Origin of the sequence: Vibrio kagoshimensis, assembly GCF_050337535.1 — a bacterium.
GTDB classification, from domain to species: Bacteria; Pseudomonadota; Gammaproteobacteria; order Enterobacterales; family Vibrionaceae; genus Vibrio; species Vibrio gallaecicus.
Genome location: NZ_JAKJSZ010000010.1, coordinates 118,772 through 135,937, shown reverse-complemented (window position 1 = coordinate 135,937; position 17,166 = coordinate 118,772). Strand labels below are relative to the sequence as shown.

The following is a 17,166-nucleotide window of genomic DNA, read 5'->3' as shown; positions in this document are numbered from 1 at the left end:
CATGCCAAAGATTATTGTTTTACCTCACGAAGATCTCTGTCCTGAAGGCGCTGTTTTGGAAGCTAAAACTGGCGAAACCGTTCTAGACGTAGCATTGAAAGCAGGCATTGGTATTGAGCACGCTTGTGAGAAATCATGTGCGTGTACGACATGTCACATTGTTATTCGTGAAGGTTTCGATTCACTAGAAGAGAGTGATGATCTTGAAGATGACATGCTAGATAAAGCATGGGGTCTGGAGATGGAATCTCGTTTAAGTTGCCAAGCAAAAGTGGCAGCAGAAGATTTAGTTGTTGAGATTCCAAAGTACACCTTGAACCTTGCTTCTGAAGAGCATTAAAGCGCGTTTGTTGCCACTCGCAACTGAATAAGGAAATATGATGAGCTTAAAATGGACTGATTCACGTGATATCGCGATAGAGTTGTGTGATCTATACCCTGAGACGGATCCTAAAACGGTACGTTTTACTGACCTTCACCAATGGATACTCGATTTAGAAGAGTTCGAAGATGAACCTAATAAATCAAATGAGAAAATCCTAGAAGCAGTAATCCTATGTTGGATGGATGAAATGGATTAACTGCCATTCGGCAAGCTTTCTGAATCAGGTAACTCAGTTATTCGTAAGAGGCTTTAAATAGGGCTTCTGTGAAAATATAGCCAAGTTAACAATTCTTACTAAAAAAAGCGGACCTTATGGTCCGTTTTTTTATCAAAGTGACATTTTACTTCTACATAATGCTAACATCAGGTCGCTCATAAAGAATAATCTGAATGGCATGAGTGACTGGAATAAAGTCATCATCATTCAAAGACAAGGAGAAAACATGTCTACACAAATGTCCGTATTTTTAAGTCAAGAACCTGCCCAGCCTCAGTGGGGAAACAAAGCAATCTTATCGTTTTCAGAAAACGGTGCGACTATTCATTTAGGTGAAGGGCATGATTTCGGCGCAATTCAGCGCGCAGCTCGTAAGCTTGACGGACAAGGCATCGCATTTATTTCTCTTCAAGGCGAAAGCTGGGATTTGGAAAGTGTTTGGGCATTTTACCAAGGTTATCGTGGTCCGAAGAAAGCGAATAATATTGAATGGGATTCTCTATCTGAAGAAGCTCAATCAGAACTAGAAGCTCGTATTCGTGCTACTGATTGGACTCGTGATGTAATTAACAAAACCGCTGAAGAAGTGGCTCCGCGCCAACTTGCGACTATGGCTGCTGAGTACATTAAATCAGTTGCTCCTCAAGGCACAGTTAAAGCAAAAGTTGTAAAAGATAAAGACTTGCTAACAGAAGGCTGGGAAGGCATTTACGCAGTTGGTCGAGGTTCAGAGCGAACGTCAGCAATGCTACAACTGGACTTTAACCCAACAGGTGATGAAAATGCGCCTGTTTTTGCTTGCCTAGTCGGTAAAGGCATCACTTTTGATTCAGGCGGTTACAGCATTAAGCCTGGACAGTTTATGACGGCAATGAAAGCCGACATGGGTGGTGCAGCAACAATCACTGGTGGGCTTGGTCTTGCTATTGAACGTGGTTTAAATAAGCGTGTAAAACTTATCCTATGTTGTGCTGAGAACATGATCTCAGGTCGTGCACTCAAACTGGGCGACATCATTACTTACAAAAACGGTAAGACAGTAGAAATCATGAATACTGATGCTGAAGGGCGTTTAGTACTTGCTGATGGTCTGATGTACGCTTGTGAACAAAGTCCTGAACTTATCATTGACTGTGCAACATTAACTGGTGCAGCTAAAAACGCATTAGGTAATGATTACCACGCACTTCTAAGCTTTGATGATGAGCTTTCTCACCAAGCTCTAACGGCGGCAAATCAAGAAAAAGAAGGGTTATGGCCTCTTCCTCTTGCTGACTTCCACCGTGGTATGTTGCCATCTAATTTTGCCGATTTATCTAATATTTCAAGCGGTGATTACACTCCTGGTGCAAGTACCGCTGCCGCATTTTTATCTTACTTTGTTGACGATTATAAGAAAGGCTGGCTACATATGGATTGTGCTGGTACTTACCGTAAGTCAGCGAGTGATAAGTGGGCTGCAGGCGCAACAGGTATGGGTGTTCGCACACTTGCTCGTTTACTTGTAGACCAAGCTAAATAACTGAAAGAACATCTTTAGGGCAACGCGCTTGTTGCTCTTAACTATCCTATTTTTATAACAAAAAAAATGACGTATAAGGAAACACCATGGCTCTAGAAAGAACATTTTCAATTGTTAAGCCTGATGCTGTTAAACGTAACCTTGTGGGTGAAATTTATCACCGCATTGAAAAAGCAGGATTACAAATTATTGCGGCTAAAATGGTTCAATTAACTGAAGAGCAAGCGAGTGGCTTTTATGCCGAGCATGAAGGCAAAGAGTTTTTCCCAGCTCTTAAAGAGTTCATGACCTCTGGACCTATTATGGTTCAAGTTCTAGAAGGCGAAGACGCTATTTGCCGCTATCGTGAGCTAATGGGTAAAACGAACCCTGAAGAAGCGGCTTGTGGAACTATTCGTGCGGATTACGCTATCAGCATGCGTTACAATTCTGTACATGGTAGCGATAGCCCTGAATCAGCGGCTCGTGAAATTGAATTCTTCTTCCCTGAATCAGAAATTTGCCCTCGTCCAGAATAAATTTAAAGACGTTGATGAATACTTAGACCTCACAATGTGGGGTCTTTTTCGTTTTTATCGGGGCTAGATAAAGAATAGGCTAAATATTAATCGTTATGGTTGAATGCCTTACCAAACTCAAGGTCTTACAGCACTTGTTGGCGATGAGTAAAGGCTGTACAATTCGCGCCCTTATTTATCGTTCCGTCATTGAGAGGCATCATGACCACAGCTAAAATCAATCTACTCGATTTTGATCGTAAAGGTCTTCGTAAATTTTTCATAGAAGAGCTAGATGAAAAGGCGTTTCGAGCAGAGCAAGTGATGAAGTGGATTTATCATTTTGGTGTCGATGACTTCGAAAAAATGAATAACATCAACAAAAAACTGCGTGAGAAATTGATCCGTAAATGCGAGATTAAAGCTCCGGTTGTTTCTGATGCCCAGCACTCTTCTGACGGCACTATCAAGTGGGCGATGCGAGTTGGCGATCAAGATGTTGAAACGGTCTATATTCCAGATGGTGACCGAGCAACGCTGTGTGTGTCTTCACAGGTTGGTTGTGCTCTTGAATGTAAATTTTGCTCAACAGCTCAGCAAGGCTTCAACCGTAACCTTAAAGTTTCTGAAATTGTAGGTCAGATCTGGCGTGCAGCTCGTGAGATTGGACTTGAAAAAGAAACGGGTCGTCGTCCTATCACTAACGTGGTAATGATGGGAATGGGTGAGCCACTTCTTAATATGAAGAACCTCATGCCATCACTAGAAATTATGCTGGATGACTTAGGCTTTTCACTGTCAAAGCGTCGTGTGACTGTATCAACATCTGGTGTTGTTTCTGGTCTTGACCAAATGACTGATAACATTGATGTGGCTTTAGCTATTTCACTGCATGCGCCGAATGATGCGCTTCGTAGTGAAATTATGCCAATTAATGATCGCTGGGATATTCAAGATTTCTTAGCATCAGTTCGTCGCTATATTGCATCTTCAAATGCAAACCGCGGTAAGGTGACAGTTGAGTACGTTTTGCTTGATCGTGTAAATGATGACATGGACCATGCTCGTGAGCTTGCGGAGCTTATGAAAGGTACGCCTTGTAAAATTAACTTAATCCCGTTTAACCCATACCCAGGTTCTCCTTATAAGAAACCAAGTAACTCTCGTATTGACCGTTTCCAAAAAACATTGATGGAATACAACTATACTGTCACTGTACGCAAAACTCGTGGTGATGATATTGATGCTGCTTGCGGACAATTAGTCGGTGACGTGATAGATAGAACGAAACGTACCAAAATGCTGAAAGCAGCCAGTGAAGCCAATCTTATTGCTGGTGGCGTTATCGAAGTCAAAGCGGTATAAAACACCATTCTAATGAAAACAAGCCAGGGGTAATACTTCTGGCTTGTTGCTTTCTGGCTTCAAAATACCTGTCAATTTTGGCTGTGACTCCATGTTTCCTTACATTTTCAGTTAATTTTTAGACAAAAGCTTGAGCTAACGGTAAATTTTGTTGAAAGTGTTTTTGTCTTGTAATGGCATTAGCTTATGATTGATACTGCTTAGTGTTTTAAGCTTTAGCTTGTAGCTCAAACCAGAAATTGTCTATTTAGGTTGGTTACCTGTGAAAACTGCCGAAGTATAAGTACTGCTGTTGTTTTCTATTTTTAAATTATGTTTGAGTAGCAAGAATAATTTTCATCTATTACGAACCATTTGATTGAGCCATATTAAAATAAAAACGTTCTCCATTATTCGTAGTATTACTTTAGAAGTTCACCTTTATGAACACAGAACAAGATATTCAAGCATCGCAAAATGCAAGTGCGAGACCAGAAGCTGGCACAATATTAAAGAACAAGCGTGAGTCTTTAGGGCTGACTCAAAAGCAAATTGCTGATCGACTTAAACTTCGTATTACCGTTATACAAAAAATTGAAGAAAACCAGTTTGAGTCCGATCTCGTGGCTACCTTTACCCGAGGTTACCTCCGTTCTTATGCCAAATGCGTTAATGTTGATGAAAAGGTAGTGCTAGATGCATTGGATCATGCAGGCGATGCTCAGCATGAAGAACAAGAAATGCAAAGCTTTTCACGTAAAACTAATACCGAAAAGCATAACAGCAGAATCATGAGCCTAACTTGGGGCATTTTTGTTGTTATCGTTGGTATTTCATCTATTTGGTGGTGGCAAAATCAAGAACAAGATACTTTGGCCGTTACTTCTAGTGAGCCAGCCGTTGAAGAACAACTTCAAGAAGAATTATTAAGTACACCATCAGAAGCTGATTTATCAACGATTGCTTCTGAAGAGCTTACTGCTGATGCTGAGTTCGAACCTACGGTTTCTAATGCAGAGCAAGCTTCTACCGCTACGACTACAACTTCTGCTGCTGCGTCCGATGAAATGAACGTATCAGATACCAATCCAGCGGAAGCAAACACTGAGGTGCCTGCTGTAATTGAAGACGTGCTAGTAGTAGAGCCCATTGCACAAGTTGAACCCTTATTAAATGAACTGGTAATGCAGTTTAAAGCAGACTGCTGGATTCAAGTAAAAGATGCCACTGGTGCCACTCTTTCTACTGGGATTAAAAAAGCAGGGCAATCGCTTAACCTTTCTGGAACTACGCCATATAAAGTGGTTCTAGGTGCACCTGAAGGTGTATCAATGACATTTGCAAGTGAACCTGTCGACCTTTCTGGGTATACTTCAGGCAAAGTAGCAAGAATCACCTTACCTTAGAGTCAATATGCAACCCGAATCTCCTATTATTCGTCGCAAATCAACCCGCATTTATGTGGGTGATGTGCCGATCGGTGATGGTGCACCTATCGCTGTGCAGTCCATGACCAATACAAGAACAACAGACGTTGCGGCGACTGTTGCTCAAATTAAAGCACTTGAAAATGTAGGTGCTGATATTGTTCGCGTTTCTGTTCCAACAATGGATGCAGCAGAGGCTTTCAAGCTCATCAAACAACAAGTTTCAATTCCTTTGGTTGCTGATATCCACTTTGATTACCGCATTGCGTTAAAAGTTGCGGAATATGGAGTGGACTGTTTGCGTATTAACCCCGGGAACATTGGTAATGAAAGCCGTATTCGGTCGGTTGTTGATTGCGCAAAAGATATGAATATCCCAATCCGTATTGGCGTAAATGGTGGCTCACTTGAGAAAGACATCCAAGTGAAATACACCGAACCTACAGCGGAAGCTCTACTTGAATCGGCAATGCGTCATGTAGATATACTTGATCGTATGAATTTCGATCAGTTTAAAGTCAGCGTAAAAGCGTCAGATGTATTTCTGGCTGTTGGTTCATATCGATTACTGGCGAAACAGATTGATCAGCCTCTTCACTTAGGCATTACAGAAGCTGGCGGTGCGCGTGCTGGTTCTGTTAAATCGGCTGTGGGTTTGGGGATGCTATTATCGGAAGGTATTGGTGATACATTGCGAATCTCACTTGCCGCTGACCCGGTAGAAGAGATAAAAGTTGGTTTTGATATTCTTAAATCTCTACGCATTCGTTCTCGCGGCATCAACTTTATTGCGTGTCCAAGCTGTTCTCGTCAAGAGTTTGATGTGATCAATACAGTGAATGCATTAGAAGAGCGCTTAGAAGATGTGATCACTCCAATGGATGTATCAATCATTGGCTGTGTTGTGAACGGTCCTGGTGAAGCTGAAGTCTCTCATTTAGGTCTTGCGGGCAGTGCACGTAAGAGTGCTTTCTATGAAGATGGTAAGCGCCAAAAAGAACGTTTTGATAATAACGATCTAGTCGACCAGCTTGAAGCAAGAATTCGAGCAAAAGCATCGGTGCTTGATGAAAGTAATCGTATTGATGTACAAAACTTAGAAGATTAATTCAATTTCAATGAGTGGGTGATTTCTTTTAGTTATTACTCCTCCTTGAAAGCATGACGGAAAAATTATTGTGGCTAAAAATATTCAAGCAATTCGAGGCATGAACGATTGCCTTCCAACTCAATCACCACTGTGGCAGAAAGTAGAAACCGCTGTGAAAAATGTGGTGAGTGCACACGGTTATAACGAAGTGCGTATGCCTATCGTTGAAGAAACAAACCTCTTTAGCCGTGCGGTTGGTGAAGAGACTGACGTTGTTTCAAAAGAAATGTACACCTTTGATGATCGTAATGGCGACAGCCTAACGCTTCGTCCTGAAGGTACTGCTGGTTGTGTTCGTTCATGTATCCAAAATAGCCTTATCAACCGTGATGAACAACGCCTATGGTACATGGGTCCAATGTTCCGTCACGAACGTCCTCAAAAAGGTCGTTACCGTCAATTCCACCAATGTGGTGTTGAGGTGTTTGGCTTAGAAGGTCCAGATGTAGACGCTGAACTTATTATGATGACTGCACGTTTATGGCGTGAGCTAGGTATCGATAAGCAAGTTCGTTTAGAGCTGAACTCAATTGGTTCTCAAGAAGATCGCGTAAGCTACCGCACCGCGTTAGTGGCATACCTTGAGCAACATATTGACGTACTAGATGAAGATTGTAAGCGTCGTATGCACACGAACCCTTTACGTGTACTAGATACCAAGAACCCAGACGTTCAAGCTATCTTAGGTGATGCTCCTCGACTATCTGAATATTTAGGCGAAGAATCAAAACAACATTTTGCTGGTTTATGTGAACTTCTTGACGCGGTTGGCATCGAATACCAAGTTAATGAGCGCTTAGTTCGTGGACTTGATTACTACAACCGCACTGTATTTGAGTGGATCACTGATAGCCTTGGTGCACAAGGTACAGTTTGTGGTGGTGGTCGTTACGATGGTCTTGTTGAGCAACTTGGTGGTAAAGCTACCCCTGCTGTTGGCTTCGCAATGGGTTTAGAGCGTTTAGTGCTAATGATGGAAACTCTAGAGCTAACAGAAGTTCGTCGTAGCGTTGACGTATATATGGTTGCCGCAGGCGAAGGCACGATGATCGCGGGCATGCAATTAGCGAATCAATTACGCGATACTGTTGAAGGTGTGCGTGTAATGAGTCACTTCGGTGGCGGTAACTTCAAGAAGCAATTTAAACGTGCTGACAAAGTAGGTGCGGTTGTAGCGCTTGTCCTTGGTGAAAACGAAGTAGCTGATGGAACTGTAGTTCTTAAAGATCTTGTTGCCGGAACACAAGAAACGCTTTCTCAAGCCGACGTAGCTCAAAAAATTGCAGCGCTTATCTAATTAAGCCATTAAAGATTATTAAGCGATGAAGCATTCTTTATCGCTTTACTAAAGAATTAAAGAGGACAGGAAGTGGAACTTTACGATACTGAAGAACAACAAGTTGAAGCCATTAAAGATTGGTGGAAAGAGAATGGCAAAGCCGTAATCTTTGGTGCTGTTATTGGTTTAGGCGGTTTATTTGGCTGGCGTTATTACCAAGACTCAGCGATTCAAGCTCGTGAGGCGGCTTCTGAAAGCTATACTTCAGCAATTTCTGTTTTAGATGCTAAAGGGGCAGATGCACAAGCTGACATTCAAAGCTTTATTGATTCTAACTCTGACGCTGAATACTCTGTTCTAGCGGCAATGCAATTAGCGAAAGCTCAAGTTGAAGCTGGTAACCTTGATGAAGCATTAAAGCAACTAGAGTGGGCTAAGGCGGCAACGAAAGACGCAGCACTTTCTCCATTGCTAGCTTACCGCGTAGCTCGTATTAAAGCTGAGCAAGGTAACTTTGATGCTGCTCTTACTGAGCTAAGCGCAATACCTGACGAATCATGGAAAGGTCGAGTAGCTGAGTTACGAGGTGATATTTCACTTCGTAAAGGTGACTCTGATGCAGCATACAGCGCGTACTCTGAAGCTCAACAAGCTGCTGATGCAAGCCAAACGCTGCAAATTAAACTCGACGACCTAGCTAAGTAAGGCAGATCTCAATGAAGAGAATGTTCCAAAAATCGGTACTTTCTAAATTCACGATCTGTGCTCTTGGTCTTGGATTACTTGCTGGCTGTGCCAGTGAGGAAGACACTGTCATTATGGCTCCTGTGCCTGTGGTGAAGAGTGAATTTACACCGTCGACTGAGTGGTCAACTTCAATTGGTGACGGAGTCGGGCACTATTTTTCAAAGCTCAACCCTGAGTTTGCGTATGGGAAAGTTTTTCTTGCAAGCCGAGACGGCTTAGTAAAAGCACTTGACCCTGAAACGGGCAAAGAAATTTGGAAAGCCGATCTTGAAAAAGAGGTTTATGCACGTTTATCTGGTGGTTTGACTGCTGCTTACGGGCAAATATTTGTTGGTACTGAGAACGGCGAAGTCATTTCTCTTGACGAAGAAACGGGTGAAGAACTTTGGCGAGTGCTGGTTAATGGTGAAGTATTAGCTTCTCCTGCAACTGATAGTAACTTAGTCCTTGTTCATACTAGCCGCGGTATGCTGATTGCTCTTGATCAAGCGACTGGCGAACAAAAATGGACAATAAGTACTGAAGTTCCTAGCTTAACACTTCGTGGAGACAGTGCGCCTGTTGCCGTTTCTGGTGGTGTCTTCTGGGGAACTGCAAATGGCCGTTTAGCAGCCGCTATTGTTGAACGTGGTCAACTTATTTGGCAACAGCCTGTTGGCACACCCCAAGGTGCGACTGAAATTGATCGTCTAGTCGATGTTGATGCTTCTCCAATTGTTCTAGGTGGAACGCTTTATACCATTGGTATTAATGGCCAGTTGATAGGAATTGATTTACGTTCAGGTAAACCAACTTGGAAACGTAATTATTCTTCAGCCATCGATATGACTAGCGATGGTAGCCGTATTTTTGTTGTTACGGATAAAGATCATGTAGTAGCTGTGGATGCCCGAAGCGGTACTGAGCTGTGGAAGACAGATAAACTTGAAAACCGCTTACTGACGGCACCAGCACTTATTGATAATTATCTAGTAGTTGGCGACAGTGAAGGTTACTTACATTGGTTAGATCGCTCAACTGGTGAATTTGTTGCTCAGCAGTTAGTGCATGACAGTGGATTCTCGGTTAGCCCTATTGAACTACCTGAAGGTTACTTGATCGTTACTCGCAATGGCGATGTAAAGAAACTGACGATTAGCCAATAAAGCGTGATATAATTCACAATCGGCTCCTGGTTGGTAACAGCTAGGAGCCGTTTTGTTGTTATAAATTTAATAAATCATGTGGTTATAGGTAAAAATTTAAACTTGCTGGCAAGTGTTTACCTATAACTACATTAAGAAATGAAATTGTAGAGGTTGTTATGGTACCTGTTGTTGCTCTAGTAGGGCGTCCAAACGTAGGTAAATCTACGTTATTTAACCGATTGACTCGAACTCGTGATGCATTGGTTGCGGATTTCCCTGGCTTAACGCGTGACCGTAAATATGGTCATGCACATTTTAGTGAGCACGACTTTATTGTTATCGACACTGGTGGTATCGATGGTACTGAAGAAGGTGTTGAAACTAAAATGGCAGAGCAGTCGCTAGCGGCGATTGATGAAGCTGATGTCGTTTTATTTATGGTAGATGGCCGTGCTGGTCTAACACCTTCAGATGTAGCGATTGCCAAGCACCTACGTCAACTAGAAAAGCCTTCAATGCTAGTAGTAAATAAGGTTGATGGTATTGACCCTGATGCAGCAAGTGCTGATTTCTGGCAACTGGGTGTTGAAGACATGTACCAAATTGCTGCGGCTCATGGTCGTGGTGTAACAGCTTTGATTGATCTAGCTCTTAATCCTTTTGCAGAAGCACTAAAAGCGGAAAACGGCGAAGTAAGTGATTTAACTGAGTTCGAAGACGACGAAGAAGAAGAGCAAGTTGATTTCACTGAAGAAGAAGCTGAAGAAGAGTTCAAGCGTCTTCAAGATCAACCAATCAAACTAGCAATCATTGGTCGACCAAATGTAGGTAAATCTACGCTAACAAACCGTATTCTTGGCGAAGAGCGTGTTGTTGTTTACGATATGCCTGGTACAACACGTGATTCAATTTACATCCCAATGCAGCGTGACGAGCGTGAATACGTTCTGATTGATACTGCGGGTGTTCGTCGCCGTAAAAACATCAACGAAACAGTAGAGAAGTTCTCTGTAGTTAAGACTCTGAAAGCAATTGAAGATGCTAACGTAGTATTACTGCTTATTGATGCTCGTGAAAACATCTCAGATCAAGATTTAAGCCTTCTTGGTTTTGCATTGAATGCTGGTCGTTCAATCGTAATTGCAGTAAACAAGTGGGACGGTCTTGATAGCGATGTTAAAGAGCATGTGAAGAAAGAACTAGACCGTCGTTTAGGTTTCGTAGATTTTGCTCGCATTCACTTTATCTCTGCACTTCACGGAACTGGTGTTGGTCACTTATTTGAATCTGTTGAAGAAGCATATAAATCAGCAACGACGCGTGTAGGTACTTCAGTGTTGACTCGCATCATGAAGATGGCTACAGATGATCACCAGCCGCCAATGGTTCGTGGACGCCGTGTTAAGCTTAAGTATGCGCATGCTGGTGGTTATAACCCGCCAATTATCGTTATTCACGGTAACCAAGTTCGCAACTTACCAGATTCATACAAACGTTTCTTGATGAATTACTACCGTCGTTCTTTGGAGATCATGGGTACACCAATTCGTATTCAATTCCAAAATAGTGAAAACCCGTTTGAAGCTAAAACAAATAAGCTGACGATTTCACAAGAGCGTAAACGTAAACGTATGATGTCGATGATGAAAGGTCGTAAATAACCTTCCTCCCTTACATTTAAATACCCGAGCTTAGTCTTGGGTATTTTTTTAACCAAAATTCAGTAAAGAAAAAGATATGACTAACAATAAAGCAGTATTCCCAACAAAAATTAAGTTTTGCCACAATATGTGGACGTTAAAGGCGGCGGTTCAACTGGTAGAAAAACATGAAGGTAAAATTTATCTCGTTACTGATGAAACTCCTTTTCACCCTGTAAGCCATATTTGGCCAGATCATCCTGCAGACCGAGGAACGATTCAATTTAAAAACACCTTGTGTCCAGTTGAAGATTGCTTAGTCGGTGCGTTTGAAGAAGCAACAGGGCTGTTATTTGTAGGCTCCGATATTCCAGTTAAACGAAACACTGAGGGCTGGATCTTTGTTGTTGTCCACCAACTTTCTGAAGAAGCAAGTTTAATGGAAGTTGGAGACACCATTCAGTTGAATGTGGATCAAGTTTATCAAATGAGCTTGAGCCGAGGTCATAGTGCTGGTCATATCGCTTTCTTAGCACTTAATAAAATATTATCAGCTTCTTACTGGCGCAAAGATGCAGATAGAAAAGACCCACTGGGTAGTTATGATTTTAATAGCTATGCTCAAGTGACGAGCTTTGTAACACCTGATACCTGTATTGACACATACCGTTTAGGTAAAACGCTTAAAAAACGTGGTTTAAATGTGGCTGATATGCTGAGCAATCTTAAAGCCATTGAACCAAGTATTAATCAGTTGATAGATACTTGGTTGGCGGAATCAACGGACGTAACTATGAGGTTAGAAGGTGACACTCTTACTGATTCCCGTTACTGGGAGTGTTTAATTGATGGTGAGACCGTATCAATACCTTGCGGAGGAAGTCATATCAATAGCATTAAGGAACTTCACCAAGTTACAGTTACATTAAATATCTTGGATGAACAACATATTGAAATGCGCACCGATGTAAACTCTGCCTGTTAGCGTTCTTGGTTATTACAAAACTCTGCAAAGTGTGGTTTAAATATAAATAATAAGATTATAATTCTATTTAAAATCAGAATGCAGCACATGTAACTTATGCTTTCGGTGTGTGGTGATATAAATATTCTTTTAAGGGTAGATCGCTGATCAAATTAGATAAAGCGAAAGATCACATAAAGATCTTTCGCTTTAAATTTATTAATGACCTTTTAGTATTTGTTTGCAAAATAGACTATAGATGTATAAATTACGCACGAATCCTATAGGAAGTTGTTGTAAATGGACCAAGAATTTTTATTAGAAGCTCATCGTTCCGTAAACTCCTTACTTAAAAAACTCGCTCTTGGGCTTGATCGACAAGCCCTGAACAAGAAAGTAATTGCGCTAACAGAGGATCTTTTTGGTAAGAGAAAGGCCTCAATTCTACTTTTGGATCCTTCAACACAAAGGCTACATTTAGAATCGGCTCCAAATTTGCCAGATTTTTATAATGAAGCAATTGAAGGAGTAAAAATTGGTGTTGGGATTGGCTCATGCGGTGAAGCTGCGGCATTAAAGAAGCCTGTTATCGTTTCTAATATAAATGAGCACCCTAATTGGTCTCTTTTTCTAGCATTAACTCAGCGTGCAAATCTTCATGCTTGTTGGTCTGTACCTATCATTTCGTCGCATAATCAAGTGTTGGGTACTTTTGCTATTTATAGCGATTTACCATCAAGCCCTGGTGAACTCGAAACTGAGATTCTTGAACTTCTTGCTTCCTTATATTCTGTTGCGCTTGAAAAGTTTGCAATGGAAACTCAACTCAACTTTTATGCTAATCGAGACTCATTAACGCATTGTTATAACCGCAGAGCTTTATTTTCTGAGGCCAAGAAAGTGATGGATGGCGAGTGTTTTTCTGGCAAGGTCATGTCATGTCTTTTTGTGGATATTGATAAGTTTAAATTTATTAATGATAATTTTGGGCATAAATTTGGTGATCAAATCCTAACGACAGTTGCAGATACTTTGTCTTCAGTATCTTCGCCATGTTCAAAAATAGGGCGCTACGGAGGAGATGAATTTGTTATCTTTTCTTGTTTTACTTCTGAAGAAATCGCTCAGAACTATTATTTAGCTCTGAATTCAAAATTGAAGGAAGTGCTACTTATCAATGAAATGCAATTTTCTGTAAGTGTTGGATTAGCTTGTGCGAAAGATGAGGTGAACCTAGATCAATTAATCACTTTAGCTGATAAGAACATGTATAAAGTCAAACAAGCTAAATCAAAGTGGTAGTACATTCTGTCGAGACAGGTGAATACCCAAAGATATGATGAGTGACATAGCTAATGTATTGTCAGAGCGATCTTGTAAGAGCTAATTGAGAGGAAAATGATGCAAGAAAATAGATGCCCAGAATGCCAAGTTGAATTGAATTGGGATGGTCAGTACGTTTGTAATGGTTGCGACTTTCATTTTAAGAAAATTGCTTTTTGTCCTGATTGTGAAGCCGAGCTAGAAAAGTTGCAGGCGTGTGGTTCGGCAAGTTATTTTTGTAACTCTAAGTGTAACGAACTTAAATCAAAGTCTAGAGCTAAATTCATTTTTCAAAAAGTTGATGCTTAATTGGTTATAAATCCCAAAAGCCAAATCTTTGATATTTGCTTCTGGGATGGATATTCGTTTGATATTTATCTGAGCTTCTCTTTAATAAAAGTATCGTAAAGCCCCCAGCTTCTAAAGCGTCTAACTTAATAATTTAGATAAAATTACACCTATTAGTTTATATCGATGACTTTGGATTCTATGATTCCATCTTCCACTTGTGTTTTTATCACTTCACCCACTTCTACATTTTTAATTGATGAAATCGTTGTACCAGATTTCGAATGAGAAATACTGTAGCCACGTTTTAAAGTCGCCAGTGGGCTAACTGTTTCCAGTTTTTCAGCAGCCATCGCTAGCTGGTGGCGTGTGGTTAGTAAACTTCTATCCATTGCGTCTAATAACTTCTGCTCAGATCGTTGTAGATGAAGTTTTTGTTTACCTAAACGTTTTATTGGAGAATGAAGTTGTAGCTGGTGATGTTTGCGTTCAATATCTTGAGAGCGTATTTTGATGAATTTGTTTATGCTTTGACGCAAACGTGTATCAAGATCATCCAACTGCTGGCTTTGTTTTTGTAATTGGTAACTCGGATGGTTTCTTTCTAGTCGGTGTGTAAGCAATTGGGTGTGCTTACCTTGCTTGAGTAGAAAATGGCGAATAGCACTATTTAAACGCGCTTTCTTAGCAGCGAAAGCTTGCTCTTTATTGCTATTATCACGGCTCACTAGCTCTGCGGCAGCAGATGGCGTAGGTGCACGCATATCTGCAACGAAATCCGCAATTGTCACGTCTACTTCATGACCTACAGCACTGATGATAGGAATTTGGCTTGCTGCGATAGTTCTCGCAACAATTTCATTATTGAAGCACCATAAATCTTCTAATGAGCCTCCCCCTCGACCCACAATTAACACATCACATTCATCACGTTCATTTGCTCGACCTATAGCTTGTGCTATTTGAATCGAGGCTTCTTCACCTTGAACCATTGTTGGATAAATGACGACGGGTAATGATGGATCTCTTCGCTTTAAAACATCCAAAATATCGTAAAGTGCAGCGCCTGTTTTAGAGGTAATGATACCGACTCGTTTAGGGTGTTCAGGTAAGTCTTGTTTACTAGATTGAGAGAATAAACCTTCTGCAGCGAGATTCATTTTCAGCTTCTCGAATTCTTGTTGAAGTCGACCATCACCTTCAGGCTGCATGCTTTCAATTATCAGTTGGTAATCACCACGTGGTTCATAAAGAGAAAGGCGAGCTTTCACTAGAACTTGGTTACCATTTTTAGGTTTAAATGAAACATTACGGTTGTTCCCACGGAACATCGCACACTTTACTTGAGCTCGAGAATCTTTAAGCGTTAGGTACCAGTGACCTGAAACCGGAGCTGAGAAATTAGAAATTTCGCCGATCAGCCAGACAATTCCCATTTCATTTTCAAGAAGTAAGCGAACCTCAGAGTTGAGGCGAGACACAGTGAAGATATTTGGATTGGTCATAGAGTGACTATCATTCTTAGAATCTAACCCACAAGACGTGAGTATGGAAGATAGCGGCAATATAATACATAGCAAGGGGTATAATGCAAATTAAAATTATAAAAATGAGTAGCCAAGCGATTTCGTTAGCCGTATAATCCGTCCGCAATATCTAATCCAAATGCAGTTTGATTTTCCTTAATTGACTGCCCTCATTAGGCGAAACGATGAGATTGGATTGTTTCTTTTTACTCCTATTATTGTGAGATATTGCAAATGCTAAGAATTGCCAAAGAAGCGCTGACATTCGACGACGTACTGCTAGTGCCAGCACACTCCACCGTTCTCCCTAATACAGCTGATCTTCGCACTCAGTTGACGAAGAATATTTCCCTAAACATCCCAATGATCTCTGCATCGATGGATACTGTGACAGAAGCTCGCTTAGCGATTGCACTGGCACAAGAAGGCGGAATAGGCTTCATTCATAAGAACATGTCTATAGAACAACAAGCTGAAATGGTTCGCCAGGTTAAAATTTACGAAGCAGGTGTAGTTTCTCACCCTGTTACAGTAAACCCTGACGCGACAATCGCTGATGTTGTAGCTCTTACTGAAAAACACGGTTTTGCCGGTTTCCCTGTTGTTACTGAAACAAACGAACTTGTTGGTATTATTACTGGCCGTGATGTTCGCTTTGTTACTGACCTTTCTAAGAAAGTTGACGTAGTAATGACACCTAAAGCTCGCCTTGCTTCTGTTAAAGAAGGTGCAACTCGTGAAGAAGTTCAAGAGAAAATGCACGAAGCGCGTGTTGAAAAAGTTCTAGTAGTAAATGATGACTTCCAATTAACAGGAATGATCACTGCAAAAGACTTCCATAAAGCAGAACGTAAACCAAACGCTTGTAAAGATGAGCGCGGCAGCCTACGTGTAGGTGCAGCTGTTGGTGCTGGCGCTGGTAACGAAGAGCGCGTTGCTGCTCTTGTTGAAGCTGGTGTAGACGTTCTACTTATCGACTCTTCACACGGTCACTCTGAAGGCGTACTTAACCGTATCCGCGAAACTCGTGCTGCATACCCTGATCTACAAATCATCGGTGGTAACGTAGCAACTGGCGCTGGCGCTCGTGCTCTTATCGAAGCGGGTGTTAGTGCGGTTAAAGTGGGTATCGGCCCGGGTTCAATCTGTACTACTCGTATTGTTACTGGTGTTGGCGTTCCTCAAGTAACAGCAATCGCTGATGCCGCTGAAGTGGCAAACGAATACGGTATTCCAGTAATCGCAGATGGCGGTATCCGCTTCTCTGGCGATATCTGTAAAGCTATCGTTGCTGGCGCATCTTGTGTGATGGTTGGTTCAATGTTCGCGGGTACTGAAGAAGCTCCGGGTGAAGTTATCCTTTATAACGGTCGTTCTTACAAGTCTTACCGTGGTATGGGTTCTCTTGGCGCTATGTCTCAAGGTTCTTCTGACCGTTACTTCCAATCTGATAACGCTGCAGACAAGCTTGTTCCAGAAGGTATTGAAGGTCGTATCGCATACAAAGGTCGTCTAAAAGAGATCGTTCACCAACAGATGGGTGGTTTACGCTCAAGCATGGGTCTAACGGGTTCTGCAACTGTTGAAGACATGCGTACTAAAGCTGAGTTTGTTCGTATCTCTGGTGCGGGCATGAAAGAATCTCACGTACACGATGTTCAAATCACGAAAGAAGCACCTAACTACCGTTTAGGTTAATAATACGTCCAAACGTTTGAATAATGTGCTGA

Annotated in this window: 16 protein-coding genes; 15 read left to right on the top strand and 1 reads right to left on the bottom strand. The window is 41.5% G+C overall.

Annotation, left to right across the window (positions count from 1 at the left end; all coding sequences use genetic code 11):
- Position 1 precedes the first annotated feature (1 nt).
- The 14 genes from fdx to L4C37_RS11535 all read left to right on the top strand — a co-directional run bounded on the left by fdx (position 2) and on the right by L4C37_RS11535 (position 13,931).
- Entirely contained in the window at positions 2 to 340 is a 339-nt protein-coding gene (gene fdx, locus L4C37_RS11600; RefSeq protein WP_429768664.1) for an ISC system 2Fe-2S type ferredoxin, read from the top strand.
- A 40-nt stretch (positions 341 to 380) separates the two neighbouring features.
- Entirely contained in the window at positions 381 to 581 is a 201-nt protein-coding gene (gene iscX / locus L4C37_RS11595) for a Fe-S cluster assembly protein IscX (protein ID WP_137374964.1), read from the top strand.
- Between the two features lie 247 nt (positions 582 to 828).
- A complete protein-coding gene (gene pepB / locus L4C37_RS11590; protein ID WP_273293655.1) occupies positions 829 to 2,124 on the top strand; it encodes an aminopeptidase PepB in 1,296 nt (431 codons plus the stop codon).
- Positions 2,125 to 2,210: 86 nt separating this feature from the next.
- Positions 2,211 to 2,642 carry a nucleoside-diphosphate kinase gene (gene ndk / locus L4C37_RS11585; RefSeq protein WP_137374962.1) on the top strand — a complete coding sequence of 144 codons (432 nt, stop codon included), beginning with the start codon at positions 2,211 to 2,213 and terminating at the stop codon, positions 2,640 to 2,642.
- A gap of 201 nt (positions 2,643 to 2,843) precedes the next feature.
- Positions 2,844 to 3,986 carry a dual-specificity RNA methyltransferase RlmN gene (gene rlmN / locus L4C37_RS11580; RefSeq protein ID WP_137374961.1) on the top strand — a complete coding sequence of 381 codons (1,143 nt, stop codon included), beginning with the start codon at positions 2,844 to 2,846 and terminating at the stop codon, positions 3,984 to 3,986.
- Between the two features lie 422 nt (positions 3,987 to 4,408).
- On the top strand, positions 4,409 to 5,371 hold the full coding sequence (gene rodZ, locus L4C37_RS11575) for a cytoskeleton protein RodZ (RefSeq protein WP_429768663.1): 963 nt from the start codon (positions 4,409 to 4,411) through the stop codon (positions 5,369 to 5,371).
- 7 nt (positions 5,372 to 5,378) lie between these two features.
- A complete protein-coding gene (gene ispG, locus L4C37_RS11570; protein WP_137374959.1) occupies positions 5,379 to 6,500 on the top strand; it encodes a flavodoxin-dependent (E)-4-hydroxy-3-methylbut-2-enyl-diphosphate synthase in 1,122 nt (373 codons plus the stop codon).
- Between the two features lie 70 nt (positions 6,501 to 6,570).
- Positions 6,571 to 7,839, top strand: a complete 1,269-nt coding sequence (gene hisS / locus L4C37_RS11565) for a histidine--tRNA ligase (RefSeq protein WP_429768662.1) — start codon at positions 6,571 to 6,573, stop codon at positions 7,837 to 7,839.
- Between the two features lie 72 nt (positions 7,840 to 7,911).
- Complete coding sequence (locus tag L4C37_RS11560; RefSeq protein ID WP_273293659.1) at positions 7,912 to 8,526, top strand: YfgM family protein; 615 nt, start codon at positions 7,912 to 7,914, stop codon at positions 8,524 to 8,526.
- Positions 8,527 to 8,537: 11 nt separating this feature from the next.
- On the top strand, positions 8,538 to 9,713 hold the full coding sequence (gene bamB / locus L4C37_RS11555; RefSeq protein WP_137374956.1) for an outer membrane protein assembly factor BamB: 1,176 nt from the start codon (positions 8,538 to 8,540) through the stop codon (positions 9,711 to 9,713).
- Between the two features lie 158 nt (positions 9,714 to 9,871).
- On the top strand, positions 9,872 to 11,356 hold the full coding sequence (gene der / locus L4C37_RS11550) for a ribosome biogenesis GTPase Der (RefSeq protein WP_137374955.1): 1,485 nt from the start codon (positions 9,872 to 9,874) through the stop codon (positions 11,354 to 11,356).
- A 76-nt stretch (positions 11,357 to 11,432) separates the two neighbouring features.
- Positions 11,433 to 12,320, top strand: coding sequence for an alanyl-tRNA editing protein (locus L4C37_RS11545; protein ID WP_429768661.1), 888 nt, complete (start codon positions 11,433 to 11,435; stop codon positions 12,318 to 12,320).
- Positions 12,321 to 12,599: 279 nt separating this feature from the next.
- Positions 12,600 to 13,601, top strand: a complete 1,002-nt coding sequence (locus tag L4C37_RS11540; protein ID WP_429768660.1) for a sensor domain-containing diguanylate cyclase — start codon at positions 12,600 to 12,602, stop codon at positions 13,599 to 13,601.
- 99 nt (positions 13,602 to 13,700) lie between these two features.
- On the top strand, positions 13,701 to 13,931 hold the full coding sequence (locus L4C37_RS11535) for a zinc ribbon domain-containing protein (RefSeq protein WP_429768685.1): 231 nt from the start codon (positions 13,701 to 13,703) through the stop codon (positions 13,929 to 13,931).
- A gap of 152 nt (positions 13,932 to 14,083) precedes the next feature.
- Here the strand turns inward: L4C37_RS11535 and xseA are convergent, their stop codons facing one another.
- A complete protein-coding gene (xseA, locus tag L4C37_RS11530) occupies positions 14,084 to 15,415 on the bottom strand; it encodes an exodeoxyribonuclease VII large subunit (RefSeq protein ID WP_429768659.1) in 1,332 nt (443 codons plus the stop codon).
- Positions 15,416 to 15,670: 255 nt separating this feature from the next.
- Between xseA and guaB the strand changes: the two genes are divergently transcribed.
- The gene (gene guaB / locus L4C37_RS11525) at positions 15,671 to 17,134 is read left to right on the top strand and encodes an IMP dehydrogenase (RefSeq protein WP_048669208.1); all 1,464 of its coding nucleotides are present in this window, start codon (positions 15,671 to 15,673) and stop codon (positions 17,132 to 17,134) included.
- Positions 17,135 to 17,166: the final 32 nt, after the last annotated feature.